Origin of the sequence: Mucilaginibacter terrae (assembly GCF_031951985.1) — a bacterium.
Taxonomy (GTDB): domain Bacteria; phylum Bacteroidota; class Bacteroidia; order Sphingobacteriales; family Sphingobacteriaceae; genus Mucilaginibacter; species Mucilaginibacter terrae_A.
The window spans coordinates 1,726,813-1,748,205 of sequence record NZ_JAVLVU010000001.1 but is presented as its reverse complement, the minus strand read 5'-3'; the positions used below and the strand labels follow the sequence as shown (position 1 = coordinate 1,748,205).

Annotated in this window: 19 protein-coding genes; 5 read left to right on the top strand and 14 right to left on the bottom strand. The window is 51.2% G+C overall.

Translation table 11 applies throughout. The features are described from left to right. Nucleotides 1–114: 114 nt before the first annotated feature. The 5 genes from QE417_RS06980 to QE417_RS06960 all read left to right on the top strand — a co-directional run bounded on the left by QE417_RS06980 (nt 115) and on the right by QE417_RS06960 (nt 5,417). Nucleotides 115–1,446, top strand: a complete 1,332-nt coding sequence (locus QE417_RS06980; protein WP_311948709.1) for a glycosyltransferase — start codon at nt 115–117, stop codon at nt 1,444–1,446. Between the two features lie 355 nt (nt 1,447–1,801). Continuing rightward, complete coding sequence (locus tag QE417_RS06975) at nt 1,802–2,659, top strand: helix-turn-helix domain-containing protein (RefSeq protein WP_311954609.1); 858 nt, start codon at nt 1,802–1,804, stop codon at nt 2,657–2,659. Between the two features lie 115 nt (nt 2,660–2,774). Continuing rightward, nucleotides 2,775–3,713 (top strand): oxidoreductase, encoded by a 939-nt coding sequence (locus QE417_RS06970; RefSeq protein WP_311948706.1) that lies wholly within the window; start codon nt 2,775–2,777, stop codon nt 3,711–3,713. A gap of 186 nt (nt 3,714–3,899) precedes the next feature. Further along, nucleotides 3,900–4,691 (top strand): SDR family oxidoreductase, encoded by a 792-nt coding sequence (locus QE417_RS06965; RefSeq protein WP_311948704.1) that lies wholly within the window; start codon nt 3,900–3,902, stop codon nt 4,689–4,691. A 120-nt stretch (nt 4,692–4,811) separates the two neighbouring features. Further along, entirely contained in the window at nt 4,812–5,417 is a 606-nt protein-coding gene (locus tag QE417_RS06960) for a TetR/AcrR family transcriptional regulator (protein WP_311948702.1), read from the top strand. A gap of 150 nt (nt 5,418–5,567) precedes the next feature. Here the strand turns inward: QE417_RS06960 and QE417_RS06955 are convergent, their stop codons facing one another. The 14 genes from QE417_RS06955 to QE417_RS06890 all read right to left on the bottom strand — a co-directional run bounded on the left by QE417_RS06955 (nt 5,568) and on the right by QE417_RS06890 (nt 21,386). After that, a complete protein-coding gene (locus tag QE417_RS06955) occupies nt 5,568–5,786 on the bottom strand; it encodes a hypothetical protein (protein ID WP_311948700.1) in 219 nt (72 codons plus the stop codon). A 71-nt stretch (nt 5,787–5,857) separates the two neighbouring features. Next, nucleotides 5,858–6,133, bottom strand: coding sequence for a helix-turn-helix domain-containing protein (locus QE417_RS06950; RefSeq protein WP_311948699.1), 276 nt, complete (start codon nt 6,131–6,133; stop codon nt 5,858–5,860). Nucleotides 6,134–6,159: 26 nt separating this feature from the next. Further along, the gene (locus QE417_RS06945; RefSeq protein WP_311948697.1) at nt 6,160–6,444 is read right to left on the bottom strand and encodes a hypothetical protein; all 285 of its coding nucleotides are present in this window, start codon (nt 6,442–6,444) and stop codon (nt 6,160–6,162) included. 2 nt (nt 6,445–6,446) lie between these two features. Beyond that, nucleotides 6,447–7,244: a hypothetical protein gene (locus tag QE417_RS06940; protein WP_311948696.1), complete on the bottom strand. Its 798-nt coding sequence runs from the start codon at nt 7,242–7,244 to the stop codon at nt 6,447–6,449. A gap of 64 nt (nt 7,245–7,308) precedes the next feature. Continuing rightward, nucleotides 7,309–8,442, bottom strand: a complete 1,134-nt coding sequence (gene traM / locus QE417_RS06935; protein WP_311948694.1) for a conjugative transposon protein TraM — start codon at nt 8,440–8,442, stop codon at nt 7,309–7,311. Nucleotides 8,443–8,461: 19 nt separating this feature from the next. After that, nucleotides 8,462–9,079, bottom strand: a complete 618-nt coding sequence (gene traK, locus QE417_RS06930) for a conjugative transposon protein TraK (RefSeq protein ID WP_311948692.1) — start codon at nt 9,077–9,079, stop codon at nt 8,462–8,464. 5 nt (nt 9,080–9,084) lie between these two features. Next, entirely contained in the window at nt 9,085–10,215 is a 1,131-nt protein-coding gene (gene traJ / locus QE417_RS06925) for a conjugative transposon protein TraJ (RefSeq protein WP_311948690.1), read from the bottom strand. 5 nt (nt 10,216–10,220) lie between these two features. Continuing rightward, nucleotides 10,221–10,865 carry a TerB family tellurite resistance protein gene (locus QE417_RS06920; protein WP_311948689.1) on the bottom strand — a complete coding sequence of 215 codons (645 nt, stop codon included), beginning with the start codon at nt 10,863–10,865 and terminating at the stop codon, nt 10,221–10,223. A gap of 1 nt (nt 10,866) precedes the next feature. After that, entirely contained in the window at nt 10,867–11,511 is a 645-nt protein-coding gene (locus QE417_RS06915; protein WP_311948687.1) for a hypothetical protein, read from the bottom strand. Between the two features lie 12 nt (nt 11,512–11,523). Beyond that, the gene (locus QE417_RS06910) at nt 11,524–12,198 is read right to left on the bottom strand and encodes a conjugal transfer protein TraI (RefSeq protein WP_311948686.1); all 675 of its coding nucleotides are present in this window, start codon (nt 12,196–12,198) and stop codon (nt 11,524–11,526) included. Then, nucleotides 12,195–14,654 carry a TraG family conjugative transposon ATPase gene (locus QE417_RS06905; protein ID WP_311948685.1) on the bottom strand — a complete coding sequence of 820 codons (2,460 nt, stop codon included), beginning with the start codon at nt 14,652–14,654 and terminating at the stop codon, nt 12,195–12,197. Before QE417_RS06905 ends, QE417_RS06910 begins: the two co-directional genes overlap by 4 nt. 11 nt (nt 14,655–14,665) lie before the next feature. After that, nucleotides 14,666–15,469: a hypothetical protein gene (locus tag QE417_RS06900; RefSeq protein WP_311948684.1), complete on the bottom strand. Its 804-nt coding sequence runs from the start codon at nt 15,467–15,469 to the stop codon at nt 14,666–14,668. An 11-nt stretch (nt 15,470–15,480) separates the two neighbouring features. Beyond that, nucleotides 15,481–15,816, bottom strand: coding sequence for a DUF4133 domain-containing protein (locus QE417_RS06895; RefSeq protein ID WP_311948682.1), 336 nt, complete (start codon nt 15,814–15,816; stop codon nt 15,481–15,483). Beyond that, on the bottom strand, nt 15,813–21,386 hold the full coding sequence (locus QE417_RS06890) for a helicase-related protein (protein WP_311948680.1): 5,574 nt from the start codon (nt 21,384–21,386) through the stop codon (nt 15,813–15,815). Before QE417_RS06890 ends, QE417_RS06895 begins: the two co-directional genes overlap by 4 nt. Between the last annotated feature and the right edge of the window lie 7 nt (nt 21,387–21,393).

Sequence of the window (21,393 nt, the reverse complement as noted above, 5' to 3'; positions counted from 1 at the left end):
CTATAGGCTTGTCAAGACTGCGCCGGTAACTTGCGATCGTAATTGACTACTAAGTGCCCCTGACGGCCAGATCCGGCAACGCACTTTTTTATCCGGTAACGATAATTGAAACTTATGGAAAATCTATTGAAAGAAAGTTTAATGGGAAAAACGATCCTGTTTTCGAACTTGCCTGCTGACGGACACTTTAATCCGCTGACCGGCATCGCTAAATTTCTGCAGGGTATTGGCTGCGATGTAAGATGGTTTGCATCACGTTTGTACAAGGATCGAATTGAACGTTTAGGCATCCCTTATTATGCCTTGATAAATGCACCGGAAGTGAACGCCGGTAACCTTGTGAAACTGGTGCCCGGGATTACCACTAACGACCCGCTTAAACGGTCGAATATGTACCGTTCACTCTATGCAACCAACGGGAAGTTGTATTATGAGGACATTAGGGCGCTTCACGAAGTATTTCCTTTTGATCTGCTGATCTGTGATAGCTTTTTCCCCGCCATTCCCTTTATCAAACACAATCTGGGTATACCGGTGATCAGCATTGGTGTCGTGCCCCTGGCAGAGGACTCCCCGGAAACCGCACCCTATGGCCTGGGACTGCATCCGCCAAAAGATGATGAAGAAAAAAGCGGGTATGCGGAACTATACCGGCAGATGCCGCAGAAATTCAAGGAATCGAGCGACCTGTTTCAAGCGCTTTTGAACGAGGCTGATATTTCTTACCCGGGCTTGAGTTATGAAAATATCCTGATCAGGTCTGTTGACCGTTATCTTCAGATCGGATCTCCTGGCTTTGAATACCCGCGGGAGCGTTTAGGTGCCAATATCCGTTTCATCGGTGGGCTTTTACCGTTCAGGCCAGATCCGCAGGAAAACAAACCGTGGTTCGATGAGAAACTGCTTCGGTATGACAAGGTTGTACTGGTGACGCAGGGGACCATTGAACTGGACACACGTAAACTGCTGGAGCCAACCCTCGATGCCTTTGCCGGAACAGATACGCTGATCATCGCGACAACTTCAGGCAATAATACCGATAAGCTAAGGGAGAAATATAACGCCGATAATGTGATCATTGAAGCTTTTATTCCTTTCGACCAGGTCATGCCCCATGTTGATGTCTATGTGACCAACGGTGGGTATGGTGGTGTGATTTTAGGAATATTGTATGGGCTGCCCATGGTGGCAGCCGGGCTTCATGAAGGAAAAAATGAGGTTTGTGCCCGTATCGCCTATTTCGATCTGGGTATCGATCTGCAAACGGAGAACCCCACGTCCGCCCAGGTCCGGGAGGCGGTTGACCGGATCTTCCTCGATGTGAAATATAAGAAAGCGGTCAGCAGGCTCGCGGCGGAGTTTCTGAACTATGATGGACAGGCACTTGTCGTGGAAGCCATTCATGAAGTGCTGTCGAACTCACGGACCTGGGAATATGATGCCTGATCGCCAAAAGTTTTGCGGCTTTGATCATGGTAACTGTAATAGGGTTATACAAACATAATGCGGATACACCGCGTCAGCAGGTGCGGGCAGCGTAGATACTTACCACTTGCATGGACGGCTGGCGCGCTTCGTGCAGGGGCGCATTCTGCCAAGCTGCATGCGGGTCCCGGTGTTAATTTTCGTAAATTTGTGCAGCAGGGCGCTTCGGTGGTTTTGGAAACAACTAAACTCAAATTGGACACATTGACCGGTATGTCAGGTGCTAGATTTGATGTTTTGATCAAATAATTTTCAAGGTATGAATAAGGAACAAACAACACTTAAGGTAGACTCCATATCCCAGCTGCACCATCTCATGGGATTGCCCGGGCCGAAGCACCCCTTATTAAGTTTAGTGGATAACGACCAGCTGAAGTCCGGTCCGGCGGAAGGAGCGAAGTCGATCAGCATGCGGTTCTATGGCCTTTCCTACAAAGAAGCGGTTAATGGAAAAATGGGTTACGGCCAGGGATATTATGATTTTGATGAGGGCGGGATGATCTTCACTGCACCCAATCAGGTCATCGGAACCTATGAGAGCCACAACAGCCATACCGGTAAAACGATCTTTTTTCACCCTGACCTTCTTTTTAACTACCCATTGGGTAAAAGCATCAGCAAATATGGTTTCTTCGATTACCAGCTATATGAAGCCTTGCATTTGTCGGAAAGTGAAAAAGCGATCATTTTAGGATTATTCACCAATATCGAAAATGAGCTCAGTACGTCCATTGACGAGATGAGCCAGGATGTGCTGGTTTCTTACCTGGAGGTCTTGCTCAGCTATAGCCAGCGCTTTTACAAACGGCAGTTTATCACCCGTAAAGCAGTCAATCACGATCTGCTTACCAGGATGGAACAATTACTGAATAGTTATTTCGACCAGCAAAAACCACTTCAGCATGGTTTGCCGACGGTAGAATACCTGGCAGGGGAGTTAAACGTGTCCCCCAGATACCTGAGCGACATGCTCCGTTCGCTTACCGGGCAAAATGCGCAGCAACATATTCACGAGAAATTGATCGCCAAGGCTAAAGAACTCCTCAGCACAACCAGCCTGTCCGTAGCCGAGATCGCCTACGAACTGGGCTTCGAGCGGCCGCAATCGCTGAACAAGCTGTTTAAAAAGAAACTCAATCTGTCCCCATTGGAGTTCCGCACCTCATTTAATTGAATAAACGATGACCTGCGCCGGTTTTGTCATTTTGGAAACACTCTAACTCATTACGGAAACATTCCGGCGGGTTGAAGGGGCTTTCTTTGTAGAAGAAAATAAAAAGAAATACAAAATGAAAAATTGGACAGAAAATCAGATCCCAGATCAGTCTGGAAGAATAGCTTTGATCACCGGCGCTAATTCCGGTATCGGCTTTGAAAGTGCACGTGCATTGGCCCAAAAAGGGGCAACCGTGATCATGGCTTGCCGGAGCATCGACAGGGGAAACGAAGCAATGAAAAAGCTGTTGCAACTGGTACCAAAGGCAGATCTGTCGGTCATGGAACTGGACCTGTCCGATCTGGATTCGGTCCGCAAATTTGCTGCAAGCTTTCAGCAGGCTTACGATAAACTGGATATCCTGATCAATAATGCCGGCGTGATGATACCACCGTACACACAAACGAAGCAAGGTTATGAACTGCAGTTCGGAACCAATTACCTGGGCCATTTTGCACTAACCGGACTCCTGTTCCCGCTGATGAAGGACGTTGAAAGCTCCAGGATCGTCACCGTATCGAGTTTAGCTGGAAACAATGCAAAAATTGATTTTAATGATCTTCACAGCAAATCGAAGCCTTATAAAAAATGGGAGGCTTATGGCCAAAGTAAGTTGGCGGAACTGATCTTCTCCTTTGAGCTGGCGAAGCGGCTGGTGGATGCGAATGCCAGGACCATTGCTGTCGCCGCCCATCCCGGGGGATCGAACACCAACCTGCAACGCACGACCGGTTTCTTTTTGAAGCACGTCTTGTTCCCTTTATTATCGCATGCCCCGGATAAAGCGGTGCTGCCATCTTTACTTGCCGCAGTTGACCCGATGGCAACGAATGGTACGTATTGGGGACCTTCCGGATTTAACGAATTAAAAGGCGCACCTCACGCAGCCAAAGTGCCCGCAGTAGCCAAAGATCCGATGACCGGCATGCGTTTATGGAAGGTCGGTGAGGAGCTGACCGGTGTCAGGTTTGACTTGAGACCTGATAACCATGCGGTGGTTGGCCGGATCTAAGGACGCTTCGAGGGCGTGAGCGAAGCGTGGAAGGCCGTTGGCAGCTGTTTCCTGTAAGAAATCGCTCACCACTGGTCAAATTATACTGCGCGGGGATAGGGCAAAAATTATCCCTGCAGGAATCTTTTTTCCATGCTTGTTTATGGGACCCGTATCGATCAGTTTTGTCTAACTACAGTAGAAACTATGGAACAATTGAATTTAAATAACGAACTGACCGGTAAGACCGCATTGGTCACCGGTGGAACCAAAGGAACCGGAAAGGCCATTGCCTTCCGGCTGGCGCAGGCGGGTGCCCGCGTGATCGTCACTGCCCGTAACCAACCGGAAGTACCAGCCCCCGGTACCACCTTTATTGCCGCAGACCTGACGAAAGCAAGCGACGCCCGGAATCTTGCTGATCGCATCCGGGAAGCGTTTGGGGGTATCGATATCCTGATCAACAACCTGGGTGGTTCAGCTACCCCAGGCGGTGGTTTTAAGGCATTGACCGATCAGCATTGGGATGAAACACTCCAGGCCAACCTGCTTGCGCCGGTCCGGTTAGACCGGGAATTCCTCCCGCACATGCTGGAAAGATCGGCGGGCTGCATCATCCATATCGCATCGATACAGGGAACCTTGCCGCTGTATGAATCGACCTTGCCTTACGCTGCCGCCAAGGCTGCCCTGATCAACTATAGCAAGGGCTTATCTAAGGAAGTTTCCCCAAAGGGTGTCCGGGTACTAACGGTCTCGCCAGGCTGGATCAGAACGGATGCGGCTACGCGGATGATGGAAAGGATCGCACAAAGCTCAGGCACAACGGTGGAGGACGCGACACAAAGTGTCATGGATTCGCTGGGGGGTATTCCCATGGGTAGGCCCGTAGAACCCGAAGAGGTGGCGGAACTGGTCGGCTTCCTCGTCTCACCACGGGCTAATTACCTCACAGGAACTGAATACGTGATCGACGGTGGGACGATCCCGACCCTATGATCAGGCAGGAATGGCTCTGGTATGCGCGGTTTCAGCCCCATCCGCGTGGCTGGTAAGGAATAAGCGTTGACCTTATTCATTGCGGGCATGGCCGAAATGATACAAGAACTGGATTGATCGATGAGAAATAAAGAACAAACGAAGCGAAAGCTGATCGACACGGTCAGGCTGATATTTCAGAAGGAGGGGTATGCAGGTCTTGGTTTGAACAAGATAGCCCGTATTGCCGGGGTCGATAAGAAATTGATCTACCGGTACTTCGGGAACCTGGATGGCCTGATCGAGGCTTATGTGATGGATACGGATTATTGGATGCGCTTTGCCGACGGCGTCAGGGAACTGAGCGTCCCTGCGGAGGTACAAGATCTGAAAAAGCTGCTGGGAGCTATACTCAAAAATCAGTTCCTGTACTTTTATGAAGATCAGGAAATGCAACAACTCATCCTTTGGGAACTCTCAGCCAAAAGCGATTTGATGCGCAGTATCCATCATACCCGGGAGGAAATGGGCAAATCCCTGCTGGAGTTGACAGACCCTCACTTTAAAAATAAAGCCGTTAACTTCCGGGCTATCGCTGCCTTGCTGGTTGGCGGCATCTATTATACGATCCTGCACACCAGGCATAACGGCGGGATGTTCTCAGATGTCGACCTTTCCACGCCCGAGGGCCGGCAGGAGATCATCAAAGCGATTGACCAGGTGTTAGACCTGACCTTTTCGATCTGAACGGCCAGGTATCGGAGGCGCACCGGCTCTTTTCAAAGCAACAGCGCGAATCATTGGCCACACAGCTGTTGCGCGCTGGGACACCTTCCCTGGGGGAGTTGCAGGTCATCAGGGTGATCTGTTCTTAGAACGCATCGTTCCTGCCGTTTTTTAATCCTCAATTTTAAGATCGATAAGGCTGCCTTTTGCCGGATGATAGGACGGGCAATACGTGATGTATCCAAATGCCGTCAGCTCCCTGATGCATTTATGGTAAGTTACAATGCTCCGGATGCGGGCAAGCTGCATGATCTTTCTCCGGCTGGTTTGGATGCCCTGGCTGTTCCCGTCCTGATGGCCAAGGAACAACACTGCAATGCAGATGGCCAAATGCCAGGGTGTTATCCTGTCATCTGAACACAGGACCGCGTAAAGCCTGCGCATCGTCAGCGTCCGCCTGTTCATCGCAACGAAGGCTTAACTGAACCTTCGATCATCTTGATAAGGTCAGCGTAACGGTAATAATAGGTCCCGCCAAGTTTGGAAAAGCTCAGCTGTCCGCTGATGCGAAGGTTCACCAAAGTTCCTGAAGAAACTTTGAGCAATCGCTTGACATCAGCACTTTTGATCCATTCCTTTGGTTTATCAGGTAAAACAGAAAGTATTTGCCTGATCTCACTCAGCAGGTCGTTCCGGAACTGCTGAAGATCTTCTTTTGTCATTAATTCCACACTCATCTTGCTCACTTTAAAAGGCGTTCCTGCTAAAGCAGCAGGAACACCTTACTTCTAACATTTCGTTTAAAGGACGGCTCGTAACGGACGTATCCGAAATCATGCAGGTCACGGATGCAGCGGTGATAGGTCCGCTGGGCAGAGATCTTGGCAATTTTCATCACCTCATGGCTGTATGCACACAGCGGATTCTGCGCGCCGTTTTCCAACCATGATTCCAGCAAAGCGGCGAAAAGGCCGATATGGGTGATACTGATCCGTCCATCTTTTCTGATTGCCGAAAAGAACCGGCATAACGGGCTTAGCGGCTCCATAGCTAGGAGATCTTGACCTGTTTTTTGCGGCCTTGTTTTTGCTCGTTCTCCGCCTGTTTTACCGTCTCAGACTTTCGCTCCGCTTGTTGCTGTTGTTCCTTTTCCTGCTGAACAGGTTTTACTTCCAGCTTTTGTAAATTGGCATCAAAAAAATTGAAGCTCTTCAATTGCGGATTGGCAGCAATATGGACTTTGATGTCCTGCCCGTCGATGGTGGCAGTGGCCCTTTGGACATTGCCTTTCTCCAGCGATGCCAGCAACCGGCTACGTTCATAGTTATCTGCCAGTTCCTTGATCGGAAAGCGATCAAGCGCTTTCTCATGATCCCAGAAAAGTTTGCGGGACAGGAAGTTTCCCTGATCGTCAGTGTTTTTGAAGTTTAGTTCCACCCAAGCTTTGTAGGTCTGATCCGTGGCCTGCCATTTGGCATCCTGCCCCGTGCCGACCTGCTCCAAACGATTGAACTCCTTAAATACAGCCCGTCCGTCAAGCTGATTGTAACGCTCTTTTAACGTCAGATTGTTTTCCTTTCCAACGTAATAGGTTTGCTTGAGTACCTGTTCCTGACCCGTTTTCTGGATCTCCACATCATACTTGTTGAAAAAGTACAGGTCGCTTTCCTTGGAGCGGCTGAAGTGCAGGGTCGACCTGACATCGTCCTGTCCAAACCTGGTCTGATGCTGGAGGCTGAATGCCGCGGCCTGTTCCCCGATCTTCTCTTTCAATTGATTACCTAACTCTTCGCCGAAACCTGAAAATTTGATCTGATTTTTCAGGTAGTCATAATTTTTCTCGTTCATGGTTGTACTATTATGTTTGTTGAATGCCTCGGGATACGCTATCCGTCGGACGAATAAATCTTTGTTATCTCCTGGGTGTCTCCGTTGCGTCCTGCTGAACAAGCACCGGTTGGTTGACGCGCAACAGGATCGGACGCTTGTCCTGTAACTTTGCTTTAATTCGCTTGACCTTCTTGCTGAAAAGCCCCTTGGCGGTGTTTACGCCTGCCGTCGCGAGTTGTGCTGATAGCGAAGGATCCAGATTCATCAGGTCCATGCTCTGCACCCCCGTGGTCGCACCATTCCGCAGCGCGTCATTGGTGACCGCGTCCGGAACACTGACCCCTTCCAGGCCATCCTCCGCGTCAAATACCGTCAGGTCAACGGGATAGATCACATTGCCAATATGAATGGACCGGATGTCAAGCTTCATGCGTTGGTTGGAAAACATGCCCGCAGCGAAGACCGGTTGCCCTTTCCGGAAGAACTGACCATTAACCGTTGCACTGTCCAACAGCTTCATTCTGATCACCGTGTTATCGGTGATCCGCTGTTTTCCATCGATAATTGCAGGAATGGCCCGGAACTGCCTGGTCACGGCATTGACGACGGGCGAAGCCGGTTTGACCGTTTCGGGATGTTGGAGCTGAACCAGCTTCTCCATGATCGCGTTCATTTGTTTAAGCTCCGGGTCTTCCTGCGGCCTGGCGGCATTTCCATCGCTCATGCTCCGGAATTCCTTTCGCAGGTTTCTTTTGGGGATGACCGGCTCCGGCTCCCTATTCATGGCCTGCGTGATGCTGTTCAGCCTTGCATATATTTTTTGCTCATTCGCGTCTGCAGTTGACCCCGGCTCTACATTACCGGGGTGGTGGGCGGGGACTTCATTGTTAAATGTGATGCCCGCTGAATGGTCAAGCGGGTCTGCTGATGTACGGGAATACGGATCCTGCTGCCGTTCCTGGCTGCGCCTGCGGGCATCCGCATCCGCCTGCTCATAGAAGCTGAGCTTGTCGACCGATCCGCTATCCTTTACGTGCGCACTTGGCAAATGCGTGTTCAGCCCGGCCACTACTGCGGACTGGGCATGTCCGGCATCGTCGTTCTTGCTTTTCATTGACCAGAACAATAGCGTCAGAAAAGGTAATGCGATAGCGGGCAAAAGCAGCAGCAGTTTCCTTTGACGCTGCAACTGCGGTGTTATGGGTTTACTGTTCATCTTTGATTCCTCCTTTTGTTTATTGATTTTTAATGCTGATGTCCTTATTTTCCAAAGTTTTCCAGTGCTGGATGAGGAAGCCGTGCGGGTTGTTCTCGCTGCTGGAGATCTTGCGCAACTCTCCTTCGGTGATCAGGCTCCGTGTTACGGTACTGGAGGTGCGTTCGATCTGCTGTGTCGCAAAGCATTTGAAGTGGTAGGGCTGCTGTTGCAGATCTACCTGCACACTGTCCACCTCCAGCTTTTGATTGATGTTATTGGACACAATTCCCGCGTAATAATTGCTTTCCTTAAAGTTCTTGTAAGCTTCCTTACCGGAGTCATCGATCAGGTATAAGGCCCGGCGAAGATGCCGGGAGTTGGACTTCTCATCGGGTTCCAGGCGGAAAAAGAGCTCGTGGAATGTCCTGATATGATCTTGTGCTTCAATCAGTAACACATCCCGCCGGTTACTGCCGGTCGCTTCCAGTACCTTGCCCTCATAGAGGATATAGATACGGTTCTGTAGCTTGGTAACGCTACCTAGGTAGGCGTAAACTGCTGTTCCCGCGACCAGCAGGCTCCCACAAATGATCACGATCGTGAACGCACGCACATGGCGGAAGGCGGTTTCAATATTTTTGGCTTTAGTAAACATAACGATTAAGCTTTTTGGTCTTTAGCGGAATTCCCCGAGAGGCGTTCCTGCTGAAAATTCTGTTGATTATTGCTGTTTGTGCTGTTACTGATCGTGGAACCTGCGTTGTTTTGCGCATGGTTAATGATCGTCCCGCTGACATAGGACATGGCCATAGAGGTCAGGGCACTCGTCCGCGCCAGCAAGGCGTGGCCTCCGACATTCATGATGTAGTTCGATATACTGGGAACGGTAAAATAACCTACGATGGCGATCAGCAGGAAGATCAGATAGGCCGTGTTCGTATTGCCAAAACTATTTCCCCCAAGTTCGCCGGATTGGGAAAGCGCGATCATGTTCTCCTGGATCTTGGCAATGATCGCCCCGAAGATGTTAGCGATAGGCAACCACATGAAAACGTTGATGTAACGGGCCAGCCACTGCTTGAGGGTGTGCTGAAACCCATCGAAAACGCTGAGCCCGAAACAGAGCGGTCCCAGGATGGAAAGCACGATCAGCTTGAAAGTCCTGATCGTATCAAGGCACAAAGCAGCGGCTTCAAAAAGCACATTGAGCAACTCCGCGATCCACTTCCGCGCCATGTTCTTTATGCTCCAGCCGGAAAAGGCGTCCGAGATCAGGTTGCCCGGCGATCCGTCACCGCCAGCACCATCCGGATGGCTGTACTGATACCATTTGTCAGGGTCAGTGCTTGCACCAGCCACTGCATCTTCCTGTATACTTTGGGGATCACTTTCCAGCAGGCGCATGATCGATGCGTTAGAATTCCTGACCATCCCGTTAGTTGCCGTAACGACCGGCTCCAGCAAACCATTGATCAGCCCGAGTACGAGCGGAAATGCCACAATGCAGAATCCTATAGCGAACGGTCGTAACAAGGGATAGATATCGACAGGTTCGGCAGCCGCCAAATGCTTCCAGATCCTGGCACCGATATACCAAAGTGTGGCAAAGCCCGCAATGCCTCGCCCGACGCCGATCAAGCCACTGCATAAGGGCATCATCTGGTCGTAAAGCTGCGCCAGAACAGTTTGCAGACCGTGGAGATCGTCGGCCACGCCTTCAGCGTGGCAAAATACAGGCAATAGGAGCCCGGGCACTGCCAGCAGTGCGCTTCTGAACAATATCTTTTTCATAAGAATTATTTTATACCGTACAACGTCCTAAGCGCCGCCCGTTCCGAATCGGCAGCCTGTCGCTGGCGGATGGTCTTTATAATCTGTTCATTGAATTTGCGCAGGTAACTGAGCTGGTCCTGGCTTTGTAGGAACAGCCGGTCAATGGCCGCCAGCCGCTCGGCATCGGTCATCCGCAACTTGCTGTCCGTGGTGACCCGGGCCAGCTCGTCTATATTGTCCGAACTGGCTTGGGTAAGCTTGTCATAAACCTGTTCCGAAAAACGCTTTTCCTGGTAGCTCAGCAGGTCACTGCTGCCGGATCTTCGTTTCACCGACCGGTACTCCTTGAGCAGATCGCTTTGATTGCGGATAATGTCACCAGTTCGCGGGTATGCCCGCACCGCCGGACTGACCAGCAATTCTGCATCAAGAAATGCCTTATGCAAGCTGAAGTTTTCCATGGATACGCCTTTTACGGCATTGTAACCCCTGTTCAGGATACCGTAGCCATCATACATGTGGGTGAGCGTATTCTTCATGTTCGCCAGTTTCTGGTAATCCAACATCAGTTCCTTGATGACATCAGCAACAGATTGCGCTTTCAGCCGGGAAGCATTTGTCACTGTCATAGCTGCTATGAACAGTGTCATAAACATTACTTTTTTCATATCAATGCCCATATAGTTTCTTCAGGTTATCCTGGTCTTTTCGCTGCCCCGCTCTGGCGGTTGCCAGCTTCCGGCATTTGCCCGTGAACGAAAGGGCAAATGCATACTTATCTTTCATCGCGGACACCAGTTTATCCAGGCGCTCAAGCCGCTCCGCATCGGTCATCCTCAGCTTGCCACGTGAAGTGAGCCCCTGCATCTCTGTGATGTCGGTTGCGCATTTTTCGCGCATCCCGTCAGCGACCTTTTTAAGGTAGACCAGTTCATCACGCCGGAGCTCACGGTGGTTTTCCTGCCAGCTGACTTCGCTGCTGAAAACCTGGTTGACCTGTGCCTGCAGTTTAAGCAGCTGTTTTTTCTTCCCGTCTGCACCGGTAGACTGGTTGATTTCTTCAAGGGACTGATAATATGCAGTGTGGGCAGCGAACTCATCATCTTTATGCGCATAGGCTTCCTTCAATCCGTTGTCGTCAATCTGATAACCGGCCACCTGTTGACGGTCGTACACCGCAAGGGCGGCGATCTGGGCGATCATGATCTTTCTCTTCTTTGCCTGCTGACCAAAAAGCCCGGAAAGGCCTTGCGCTTTACTGGTGTAATTTCCAAGCAACAGCAGGATCGCTGCCATTAAAATCTTCGTTTTCATATTTCCTCCTTTTTATCTTAATCCATATAAGCGCTGCACCTGCTGCCGCTCCGCACTGTTGCGTGAACGGTTGTAGCTGAGCGCAGCATTTTGCCCGTTAAACTGTCGCAGGTGATCGAGGTTGGTTTGCAACGCGCCGGCAACATGACTGATCAGCCGCAGCCGTTCACCGTCGTTCATGCTGGTCTGCGCATTGGTGATGGCCAGCACCAGTTCATCCAGGTTCTTTACACTTTCCCGCAGAATGCCGTTATAGATGTTTCCCATGTAGTGCAATTCAGCAGGCTGGAAATGCCGGTCCTGACTGAACAAAGCCCAGGCACGTTTATACTCACCGATGAGCTGCACCTGAAGGGAAATCGTCCGGCGGACCATTTTATAATCCGATAGGATGGACTTTACCCTCGCCAGTTCATCGTAATAGGAGCGGTACAGTTCTTTCTCCTCATCCAGCCATCCGGTGATTTCGTTGAGCTTTCCCAGTGAAAGTTTATTCTCCAGCTCTTTCTGCTTATTCTGTAAGCCGATGACCTTGTTTTGCATTTGCTTTACCTTCAGGTCCATCGCTACGATGACCCTTTTGATCAGGCCCGTTACCAGTCCAGCGCCCGGAACCTGGGCCTCCGTTTGTTTACCTGCGAAAAGCAGCATCAGGGAGGCGAAAACGATCATGATCCATCTTTTCATGACTGTCCTCCCTTCATTTTTAAGCTCGCCGTAACCATGGCTGCGATACCCTTTTCCACACTCCCAAGCTCCGAGGCCAGTCGCATAACTTCCACCCGTTCCCGGCCTTCTGTCGTGAAAGCGAAATATTCCTCGGGGCAAAGCTCATTGCGGTAGACCTTCATGTCCTGTCCGCCGATGTCAACGAAGATCTCCCGGTGGTCCTTATTGACCGAAAGCAGTATCGTTTTGCCCTTGTCCGACAATCCGAGTGCTTCCTGCAGTTTGTCGAATTTGCCCTGGAACTTCCGCATGTCCATCAGTATTTTGATATCCGCATTATTGATGATCGCGTCCTTAATGATCGGGGAGCTGATCAGGTCATCCAGTTCCTGCGTGATGACAATGGGAATGCCATTGAACTTACGGATCGTTTTAAAAGCATACCTCAGGAATTCAGCCATGCCCGATTTGGCGATCGCCTTCCAGGCCTCATCAATGGTAAGCACCTTGCGTACTCCCGCGAGCTTGCGCATCTTCGATATGAAAAGCTCCATAATGATCAGGGTAACGACGGGAAACAGTATCGGATGGTCCTTGATCTGGTCAAGCTCGAACACGATAAAAGGCTGGTGCAGCAGGTCAAGGTTCTCTGTCGCGTTCAGGAGGTAATCGAATTCCCCACCTTGGTAATAGGGCCGGAGCACATACAGGAAATTGCTCATATCAAAGTCCCTTTCGTTTACCTTATGTACCTGCAAGACGTTGACGTACTCCGTTTCCAGGTATTCATAAAAGCTGTTGAAGGAGGCGGATCGCACCGGGTATTTACCCAGCCATTCGTAATAACCCTGTAAAGCATTTGACAAGGCAACATATTCTGCCCGGTTGAAGGTTTCATTTTCACCCTTCCATAACGAGATGAGCAAAGCTTTGAGGCTTTCCTTCTTTTCTGTATCGAGCACTTCTTTTGGGCCCAGGTAAAAAGGGTTGAAGCGGATGGGGCTGGTTTCCTCATAGGTAAAGTAATAACCACCCAGCAGTTCGCACAAGCCCTTATAACTTCCGCCGATATCAACCGTCACGCAATGCGCACCCTGCTCAAACAGGGTGTTCAGCAAATGATTCACCGTCATGGATTTTCCGCCACCCGAGGTGCCGCAGACCAATGTGCCCATGTTGGAGGTCATGCCGGCATCCCGCGGGCCATCATAGAGATCAGCATAGACCGGGGAGGAGCTGACACGGTCGCAGAACCGGATGCCTTTGGATGGCAGCGCAGACCGGTACGGGCCTTCCTGGCCGATGAAACAGCAAGCTTGTTCGGCAAAGCTGTCAAACGTTTCGTTGACCGGTAGCTCTGCCGCATTACCCGGGATGCCTGCCCACCAGATCTGCGCCGCGCCCAGTGTTTCCAGTTTCACGGCGGCATCCATGGCCGATAGCCCCGACGCGACCTGGTTCTGCATATCCTGCAGCTCAGCCGGCGAAGCAGACCAGACCAGAACATTGAAATGTGCTTTTACCGGCAGGCGTTGCTGGCTGATGGCCTCGTTTAAAAAGTCATTGGTTGCGCTCAGGGAAATGGCATTTTCCCGGCTATAGGCAGACAGGGATTGTAAGCGAAGCCGCTTTTTTTCCAGCAGCCGGATCGTTTCCTGTGCATCCCCGACGACAATATATTGGTTATAGATATGGTCACAGTCAAGCAGTAAGCCCAACCGGGCTGAAAACCCCAGCGGAAATTTCGTACGGTCGGTACTATAGGGTTCATAGGTGATCCTCGACCCGCACATCCCGGGCAGGTCCTGGGCGTCCGCCAGCGTAAGCAGTGCCGTATGCCGTTGACCGATCTGAATGCCCGTGTTATCAAAGCTGATGTCTTCCAGCTGCCTTCCCCGGCCATCGGAAAGGCTGCAGTACCGTTCGACAAGTCCTGCTTTTGCCCGGCTGCTTTGCAGCGCTTCGCCCTGGACACGGCTGAGGCTGATCAGCCGGGTATCCTCCAGCAATCTTTTAAATCGTGCCGCTACTTCTGAAAATGATTTTAGTGCTGCCGTATGGGTGATGTCCCCGGATACCAGGCTTGGTCTGATCAGGCTGGAAAACGTAGAATCCTGATGACGCCGGTCACCCGTCCGTTTGGTGAGCATGATGTAGCATTCGTGTTGCATCGTTGTCCTGCCGCTGAAATACTGATGGCTTGCCCTGGCCAGAAAACGCCCGTCAGGCACCCCGGCGGCAGGGCCGGTACTTTGTTTTAAGTACCAGTCCTGCTTATGCATGATCGATCCTTTGGGAAGAATGCGGACCGCTTTGATCCAGGCCTGGTGCAGGTTTTCATATTCCTCGTCGCTCAGCGTGAATATTTCGGGCAATATTGCCCGGAATACGATGGTCACATCGCCCTGTTTCGACAGGAGGCAGTCATTTTCGACCGACATAATGGGTAGAATATCTTTGAGTTGCTTTTCCATTTTCTGCTGTTTTATGATATGCGGAGCTTTTTCTTTGGTGGGTGACTGGCCATGATCGCTGCGTGTTCCCGTTGTAGTGCCAGCCGGTTACGGCTGATCATTCCCGGTACGCCCGTGTCAGCAAGCGGAACGAGCGTAGCCTTAAGGTCTTTCCGGATAGGGAAGCGGCGCAGCAGTTGACGCACATCCAGACCACAGGCTTCTGCGGTCGCTATGGGATCCAGCAGCACCTCATTGGGCACCTTCACCAGCACCACCTGGTCAGGGAACGCCGTCAACTTCGGATCCAGCTCGACGGTGCAGCGATCGGCGAGGTGATAGAAGAACAGGAATTCATCTCCGGTTGCGGAAAGGTCAGCCTGTCTCAATGGGATACGGTTCGTCAGATTGCTGGCCTGACGTAGTTCCTTTGACCGGATATCCACGATAAAGGGCTCACCGCCAATATCGATCATTGGCAAAACGCCCTGGTGTCTATGGACGACCAGCCCGGCATCAACGATGATATCGTAGTCCGGCCTTCCCATGACCTCTTCCACCTTCTTACCATAGACTTGCGCCATGCCTTCGGGATCAAGCCAGGCCATTTGCGGCACGGTGATCAATTTTGTGCGCTCCGTCAAGGCTCCCGGTTGTGCCTTACGCTGATCAAGGTCATATTGTAGCTGGTAGTGCGTGCCTTTATCCTGCATATCGCGGGTAAAGGAAATGGTGTTACCCCGGTCGTTCGTTTGCCTCAGTAGCTGATGGGCCACGTCGACCTCAAAACTGGTGCCCTCGATCATGTAGATCACTGGTTCTTTCTGTGTTTTCATAGCTAGATCATTTATTTTTTCGAGTCCTTCCAGCCAAGGCGGATGTAAACGCTCCGGCTGGAAATGCGCACCTGTTTCGGCAACCTGCGATAAGCCAGCATTTTTTTAAGACCGTGCTCGCCGTACTTTTTGCTGAGGGAGAAAACCTTAAGGCTTCCCCAGAACGCGAGGATTCCCGTGGATGCGAGGCAAAAAAGGGTGCCCAGCCCGCAGATATACATGACGGTAAAAAGCAGCATCAAGACGATCACCAGTCCGCCGAACCACCAGATCCATTGCGCTTTAAGACCCCGGAACTCAATACTTTTATTAATGCCCTTATTGATTGGGTAGATACTTGTTTTCATAATTTCAATCCTTTCGATTTGCGTTCACCAGTATATTGCTGAAGGTCCTGCAACACCTCGCTTGCCGAGTTATGAAGGACATTGGCATGCGCTTTCTCACTTAATCTCCCGGGAAGGACTTCCTGTGTTTCTTTTGATGCCGTCAGTTTTTGCTGATTCGTGTCTGCGGAGCCACCTTGCTGTAGCTTTTGTTTAGCCGCGATGTTGGCCGCGATCTCCCTTTCCAGCCGGGTGAGGTCCGACTTCATTTGCATCAATTCTCCGTCACGCTCGAATTTTTTGCTTATCAGTGCTTCCAGCTGTGGTATTTGTTTGTCCAACTCATTGAGCTTGTCTTGCAGTTTCGCCGGCCTTCCCTCAGCCTTATCCAGGGCGCTTAGATAATAGCGGGCCGCCAATTTGGGATTGTCCGTGTTAGGGGCGCCTGAATGGTACAAGTAACGGATGCCGGTCTCCGGCCTGATGGCATAAAGCACATTGTAATGGCTGGCGGGTTTGTCCAGCTCAAAGCTTCCTGCATTCCGCTCGATCATGAGATCGAAACCGTAAAGTGTTCCCAGCTTGCCTGACCCCGTCGTGCCACTTTCCGGTAACCAGTTGCGATATTTCGAGATCAGGAACTTTCCGATGGCGACCGGATCTGCACTTGTTAAACCGTCCAGCCGGATCATATTGGCCCTGGCACCATCTTTTTCCCATTTCGATCGAGCGTGAAGCACTTTCATATCAGCGGCGACCAAACGGAGTTCCTTGCTAATCTCCGTACTTTCCTGCAATTTGTCCGTCAACGCGTATTTGTTACGGCTGACATCCCGGTAGTGCGCGGTCTTCAGGCTTTCCAGGGCGGCGATCTTCTTTTCAAGTTTTGACTTCTCCAATAGTGAGGTATCGCCCGACAACACGGCTACATATTCCGAGAAGTTCATGCCGCTCTTCTCATCCACGGAACCCTCATCAATGCTGCGCACATTCAGTTCACAGTTCTTCATTTGCGAAATGAACGTTTGCTTGTTTTTGAGCAGGTTGAACTTGTAGTTGTCCAGGGATTGTTCAACGGCATAGATGAAATTCCCGACCTTATTCCCATAATGCTGCTTCGCCAGGAGGTTGCCCTGCCGGGAGCCGCGCCCGTTCCGCTGCTCTAATTCTGATGGTTTCCATGGAATGTCCAGGTGATGCATCGCGATAACGCGTTGTTGAACGTTCAATCCTGTTCCCGCTTTCTCGGTACTTCCGATAAGGATGCGGATATCGCCCCGGTTCATCTTGCGGAATAGTTCGGGCTTTTGCCGGTCGTTCCAATCATGAATAAAGGTCACTTCGTTTGCCTTCACGTCCAGGTCATTGACCAGCTTGCTTTTCAGTGCATCATATAAGTTGAACTGGCCCGGTTTGGGGGTGCCGATATCGCAAAAAATGATCTGCGTACCCCGTTGCGGCATGGAAGCGTGGTACAACTCCGCGACCTGGCGCGCACAGGTATTGACCTTGTTGTCCGGGTGGTCGCCGTAGGCGGGATCGATCAGGCGCATGTCTGCCGCCATCTTTTTTGCATAATTGGTAGCGATCAGCATGCGCCCCTTATCTTCCTCTTCGGAAAGGGCCGGACGGCCAAGCAGCGTGGCATCACCTGTTTCGGCGAACTTCATCAGGCGCATGATGAAATCGGTTTGCTGAGGGGTAGGGGCGATGTTGATCAGGTGTTCATCCAGCGCCGGCTTGTCCAGCGAAATATGCGCCGCAGTTTTATAGTCCGTGATCTCATTATAGAACAAGGCCAGCTCGGGTACCTTAATGAAATGGCGGAACCGTTCTTTGCTGATGATCTGATTAGTGACCGAAAACTCGAAGTCCGTGGTCTTTTTCGCAAAAACTGCCGCCCACCCGTCAAAATTGGCGATCGACTGCCGCTCCATCTCATTTGGCCTGAGGTATTTAAAGATCAGGTACATCTCTGTCAAGGAATTAGAGATGGGCGTGCCGCTCAGAAAGGTAACGCACAGGTCACTATTGAACTGCTGTTGTAATGTCCTGATCGCGAACAACATGTTCAATGCCTTCTGACTCCCCTCGATATTGCCGAGTCCTGCAACACGGTCATGCCGGGTCGTAAAGGTTAAGTTCTTGAATTTATGGGACTCGTCGATAAAAAGATGGTCAATACCCATTTCCCGGAACGTGATCCCACCGTCTTTCTTCTGCTCGATGACCTGCTCGATATGCTTGAGCTTGACCTCCAGGTTATTCTTCCTGACTTCCATACCCCGGAGCATGCGGCGGGTGATCTCTCCACCCGCTGACTGGAGTGTATAAAGATCTTCGGTAACCGCATCCAGTTCCCGCTGAAAGATCTCCTGTTGTATCAAAGGTGATTGCGGTATCTTGCCAAATTGATCATGGGTCAGGATGATGCAATCCCAGTTGTTGTTTTTGATCTCATGGAAAATACGCATCCGCTTGTCAGGTGTGAAGTCATTTTCTCCCGGGAAAAGTATACGGGCATCCGGATAGGCTTTGCGGTAGGTGTCCGCGATCTGATTGACATTGGCTTTAAGCGCAAGGATCATGGGTTTCTGGGCGATGCCCAGCCGCTTCATCTCATAGCCGGCAGCAACCATGGTGAGCGTTTTACCTAAACCCACTTCATGATCGATAAGGCCACCACGGTTTTGCATGATCCGCCACACCGCATCTTTTTGCGAAGCATACAGATCATTGATGCCAAGCGCCTGCTTTTTCAGACCCGGAAACCGCAGGTGCCCGCCATCAAATTCGCGCAACACATAGCAGTTGAACGTCCGGTTATAAAGCGATGTGATTGCCTGCTTGTCGCTCTCCGGCAAGTCATGAAGCCAGGAGGTAAAGCCATTACGGATACGTTCGATCTTCTCATGCGCAAGCTGGATCGCCTCATTATCCGGGAAACGTTTGGTGCTGTCCCCCATTTTTACTTCATAGCTGAAGTAAGGCGTGGTATTTTCCAGCGCGTGTTCCAATAAAGTATAACCGTAGGTCGTACGCGGGCTTTCTTTTGGCCTGATCGCATACTCCCGGCTGATCTTCAGGTTCGTCCCTTCAATGCTCACCCTGAAATTATCGCTCGACGGTAAGTAGTTAATCGTCACCGGCAGCTCAAAAAAATCACTGGCGAACTTTTCATAATACGTGTTGGGAAACCAGCGTTCGCCCAGGTTGAAGTCCAGTAGTTCAAAAGGGATCTGCTCTGGTTGCGCCCGCCTGATGGCTTCAAGGGATCGCTGAAGTTCGTGGTCTTCAGGAGATCCTACTGCTGCGCTTTCCGCTATACTTAACTTATCCACCACATTTCCGCTCAGGTATGCGTCCCGGGTTTCCCAGGCCATCGTTGATGGATTGATGAAGATGTGGCTATGCAGGCTGATGATGGCTTCCGCTGTGTTCAAACCCGTAGCCGCTGCGATGAACCCGATATCAACTTTGCCTTGATCGTTCAGGGATCTCGCCAGCGCAGAAACGGGATCATCTGTGCGGAAAGGTGCCAGTGCCTGGAATACCGGGCGCTCCAGTATGTCAGCCGGACGGTAGCCCAAACCATCACGGGTCTCAATAGAGGCCAGCATCTTAAAACCGTCTTTTTCATCGGCAAGGATCAGGCGCCGGTTAGCCGGACGGTTCAGTTCACCATATCTGGTGCTAAAGGCACGATAGGCCTCATTCAATTGCAGGCGGTATCCGGCATGCTCCCGTTGGTGGTCAGCCTCTGTTTGATAAAGCTGAAAGTAATCATCGCGCAGGCGGATGTATGCCCTGTAGAACATCGCGTCGCCCTGACCGGCCATGGGCTGGAATAAGGCACGGTCATGATCGCGTTCCAGCTGAACGATGTTACCGGTACGCAACCCGTCCACCACCAGGCTGCCTTCCTGGTGATGTGGCAACAAACCCTTGAACCAGATCCTTTCATCCCGCTCGAACTTGAACAAGCCTTTTAAGCTTTGGTCCCCTTCAAAAAAGAACTCATGGCCGAAGTGCTTCAAACGCTCCCGCAATTCGTTCACCTCCCGGCCGAAGCCCTGCCCGTTTAGCCAGGCCATGGGCATTTGGATCTCTTCAACATTGGAGTATAGCTTATAGGCATATTGTTGGCTGTTCTGAAGCTTAGCGGTAACGAGCATCAGGCCTTCATGGGCTGCATGGTCACGCATACGTATCGTACCGATGGTCCTTACGGTATCTTTCAGGACAACGGTTTCGTCGGTCGCGTTCAGGTAGTCCATCGCCCGGTTGCTGTTTTCCGCCGGGGCATTATCAAATAATCCCAGCTGCACGGACACGGCTGTCGCGACGATCTCCGGCATAGGCTTTAGCGTTAAGACCGGCAACTCCGCGGGAGCCGGCAGGGTGGTTTTCAGCCGGGCACTCAGGGATGCGTTTTCGAACCGCTCCCGGTGCAGCCGCTGTTCCAACGACGCCGATAAACTTTGGCCTAGCTTTTCACGGATGGCCTCGATCGCTCCGCTCTGCCAATACTCCATGGTCGCATGACCATATTGGTTTCGGCCAGGCCGGACGGTATCACCGATGACCGGTCCGTTACCCTGGCTTAACAGATAACTGTTGGAATGATAGCTGCCATATTCGTTCTCCCGCTCTTCTGTTTCGAGTAGCAGCCTTTCATCCGGGCTCATGCCCCCCTTGTTATCATTACGTTGAACAAGGAGCAAATGATTAGGTGCCTCGGTATTACCAGTCTCCTTCATCAGGTTATCAGGCATAACACTCAGGCCGATGAAGTCGGCACGGCTGAAAAGATGTTCGCGGGCCGCTTGATTAGAAGGGGAGTTTAAAAAGGCATCGGTCGTGATGTAGGCAAGGATGCCACCATCGGCAAGCTTGTCCAGCCCTTTGGCAAAAAAATAGTTATGGATCTTGCCGTTAATGTTCTTGTCGGGGTATGCAGGGTCGAAGACCGGAAAGTTGCCAAACGGGATATTGCTGACAACAAGATCATAGCCGCCGTTCTCCTCATTACCCGTGGTTTCCAGGCCTATGCGCTCAACGGTTATAGATTGCGGCAGCGTACTGCACAAGGCGTTGAGCACCAGCCCGGTCAGCAGATCCTTTTCTACCGCTTTTACCGTGATGTCTGGGAACGCGTTAATTGCCCCGGTGATAAACACCCCGGCACCACTGCTTGGCTCATACATATGGGTTGGCGTTAGTCCTTGGCGCTTCAAGCTTTCGTACAAGATCTCAGGCACGACCTCCGGTGTGTAAAATGCTGTCATTACACTGGCCCGCATCGCGTTGATGATCGCGGTATATTCCTGCGGTTCACAGCGGTCTCTCAGGAGGCCGTGCATTTCCATAATAGACGGATAGAGTTGCATGTCCTGCTTTGACGCATGCTGCGCAACCCACTCGTCACGGTCACCTGCCGGGTAAAGCACTGCTTTTAATCCGCCAAAGCCTGCGTAGGCGCGCAACTTAATGGCATCATCAGCCGATGGCTGCCGACCATCCCTATGGTCAAGCGCGATGCGGATCGCATCAATATTGCCCCGGAGTTTTTTGAATGCGTTAAATGCCATGATCTTC

Coding starts and splice junctions, on each gene's coding strand:
- QE417_RS06910 (WP_311948686.1), bottom strand. CDS start 12,198: ATGAAAAGATGGATCATGATCGTTTTCGCCTCCCTGATGCTGCTTTTC.
- QE417_RS06905 (WP_311948685.1), bottom strand. CDS start 14,654: ATGGAAAAGCAACTCAAAGATATTCTACCCATTATGTCGGTCGAAAAT.
- QE417_RS06960 (WP_311948702.1), top strand. CDS start 4,812: ATGAGAAATAAAGAACAAACGAAGCGAAAGCTGATCGACACGGTCAGG.
- QE417_RS06970 (WP_311948706.1), top strand. CDS start 2,775: ATGAAAAATTGGACAGAAAATCAGATCCCAGATCAGTCTGGAAGAATA.
- QE417_RS06940 (WP_311948696.1), bottom strand. CDS start 7,244: ATGAACGAGAAAAATTATGACTACCTGAAAAATCAGATCAAATTTTCA.
- traM (WP_311948694.1), bottom strand. CDS start 8,442: ATGAACAGTAAACCCATAACACCGCAGTTGCAGCGTCAAAGGAAACTG.
- QE417_RS06945 (WP_311948697.1), bottom strand. CDS start 6,444: ATGGAGCCGCTAAGCCCGTTATGCCGGTTCTTTTCGGCAATCAGAAAA.
- QE417_RS06890 (WP_311948680.1), bottom strand. CDS start 21,386: ATGGCATTTAACGCATTCAAAAAACTCCGGGGCAATATTGATGCGATC.
- QE417_RS06920 (WP_311948689.1), bottom strand. CDS start 10,865: ATGAAAAAAGTAATGTTTATGACACTGTTCATAGCAGCTATGACAGTG.
- QE417_RS06915 (WP_311948687.1), bottom strand. CDS start 11,511: ATGAAAACGAAGATTTTAATGGCAGCGATCCTGCTGTTGCTTGGAAAT.
- QE417_RS06965 (WP_311948704.1), top strand. CDS start 3,900: ATGGAACAATTGAATTTAAATAACGAACTGACCGGTAAGACCGCATTG.
- QE417_RS06895 (WP_311948682.1), bottom strand. CDS start 15,816: ATGAAAACAAGTATCTACCCAATCAATAAGGGCATTAATAAAAGTATT.
- QE417_RS06900 (WP_311948684.1), bottom strand. CDS start 15,469: ATGAAAACACAGAAAGAACCAGTGATCTACATGATCGAGGGCACCAGT.
- QE417_RS06975 (WP_311954609.1), top strand. CDS start 1,802: ATGGGATTGCCCGGGCCGAAGCACCCCTTATTAAGTTTAGTGGATAAC.
- traJ (WP_311948690.1), bottom strand. CDS start 10,215: ATGAAAAAGATATTGTTCAGAAGCGCACTGCTGGCAGTGCCCGGGCTC.
- QE417_RS06980 (WP_311948709.1), top strand. CDS start 115: ATGGAAAATCTATTGAAAGAAAGTTTAATGGGAAAAACGATCCTGTTT.
- QE417_RS06950 (WP_311948699.1), bottom strand. CDS start 6,133: ATGAGTGTGGAATTAATGACAAAAGAAGATCTTCAGCAGTTCCGGAAC.
- traK (WP_311948692.1), bottom strand. CDS start 9,079: ATGTTTACTAAAGCCAAAAATATTGAAACCGCCTTCCGCCATGTGCGT.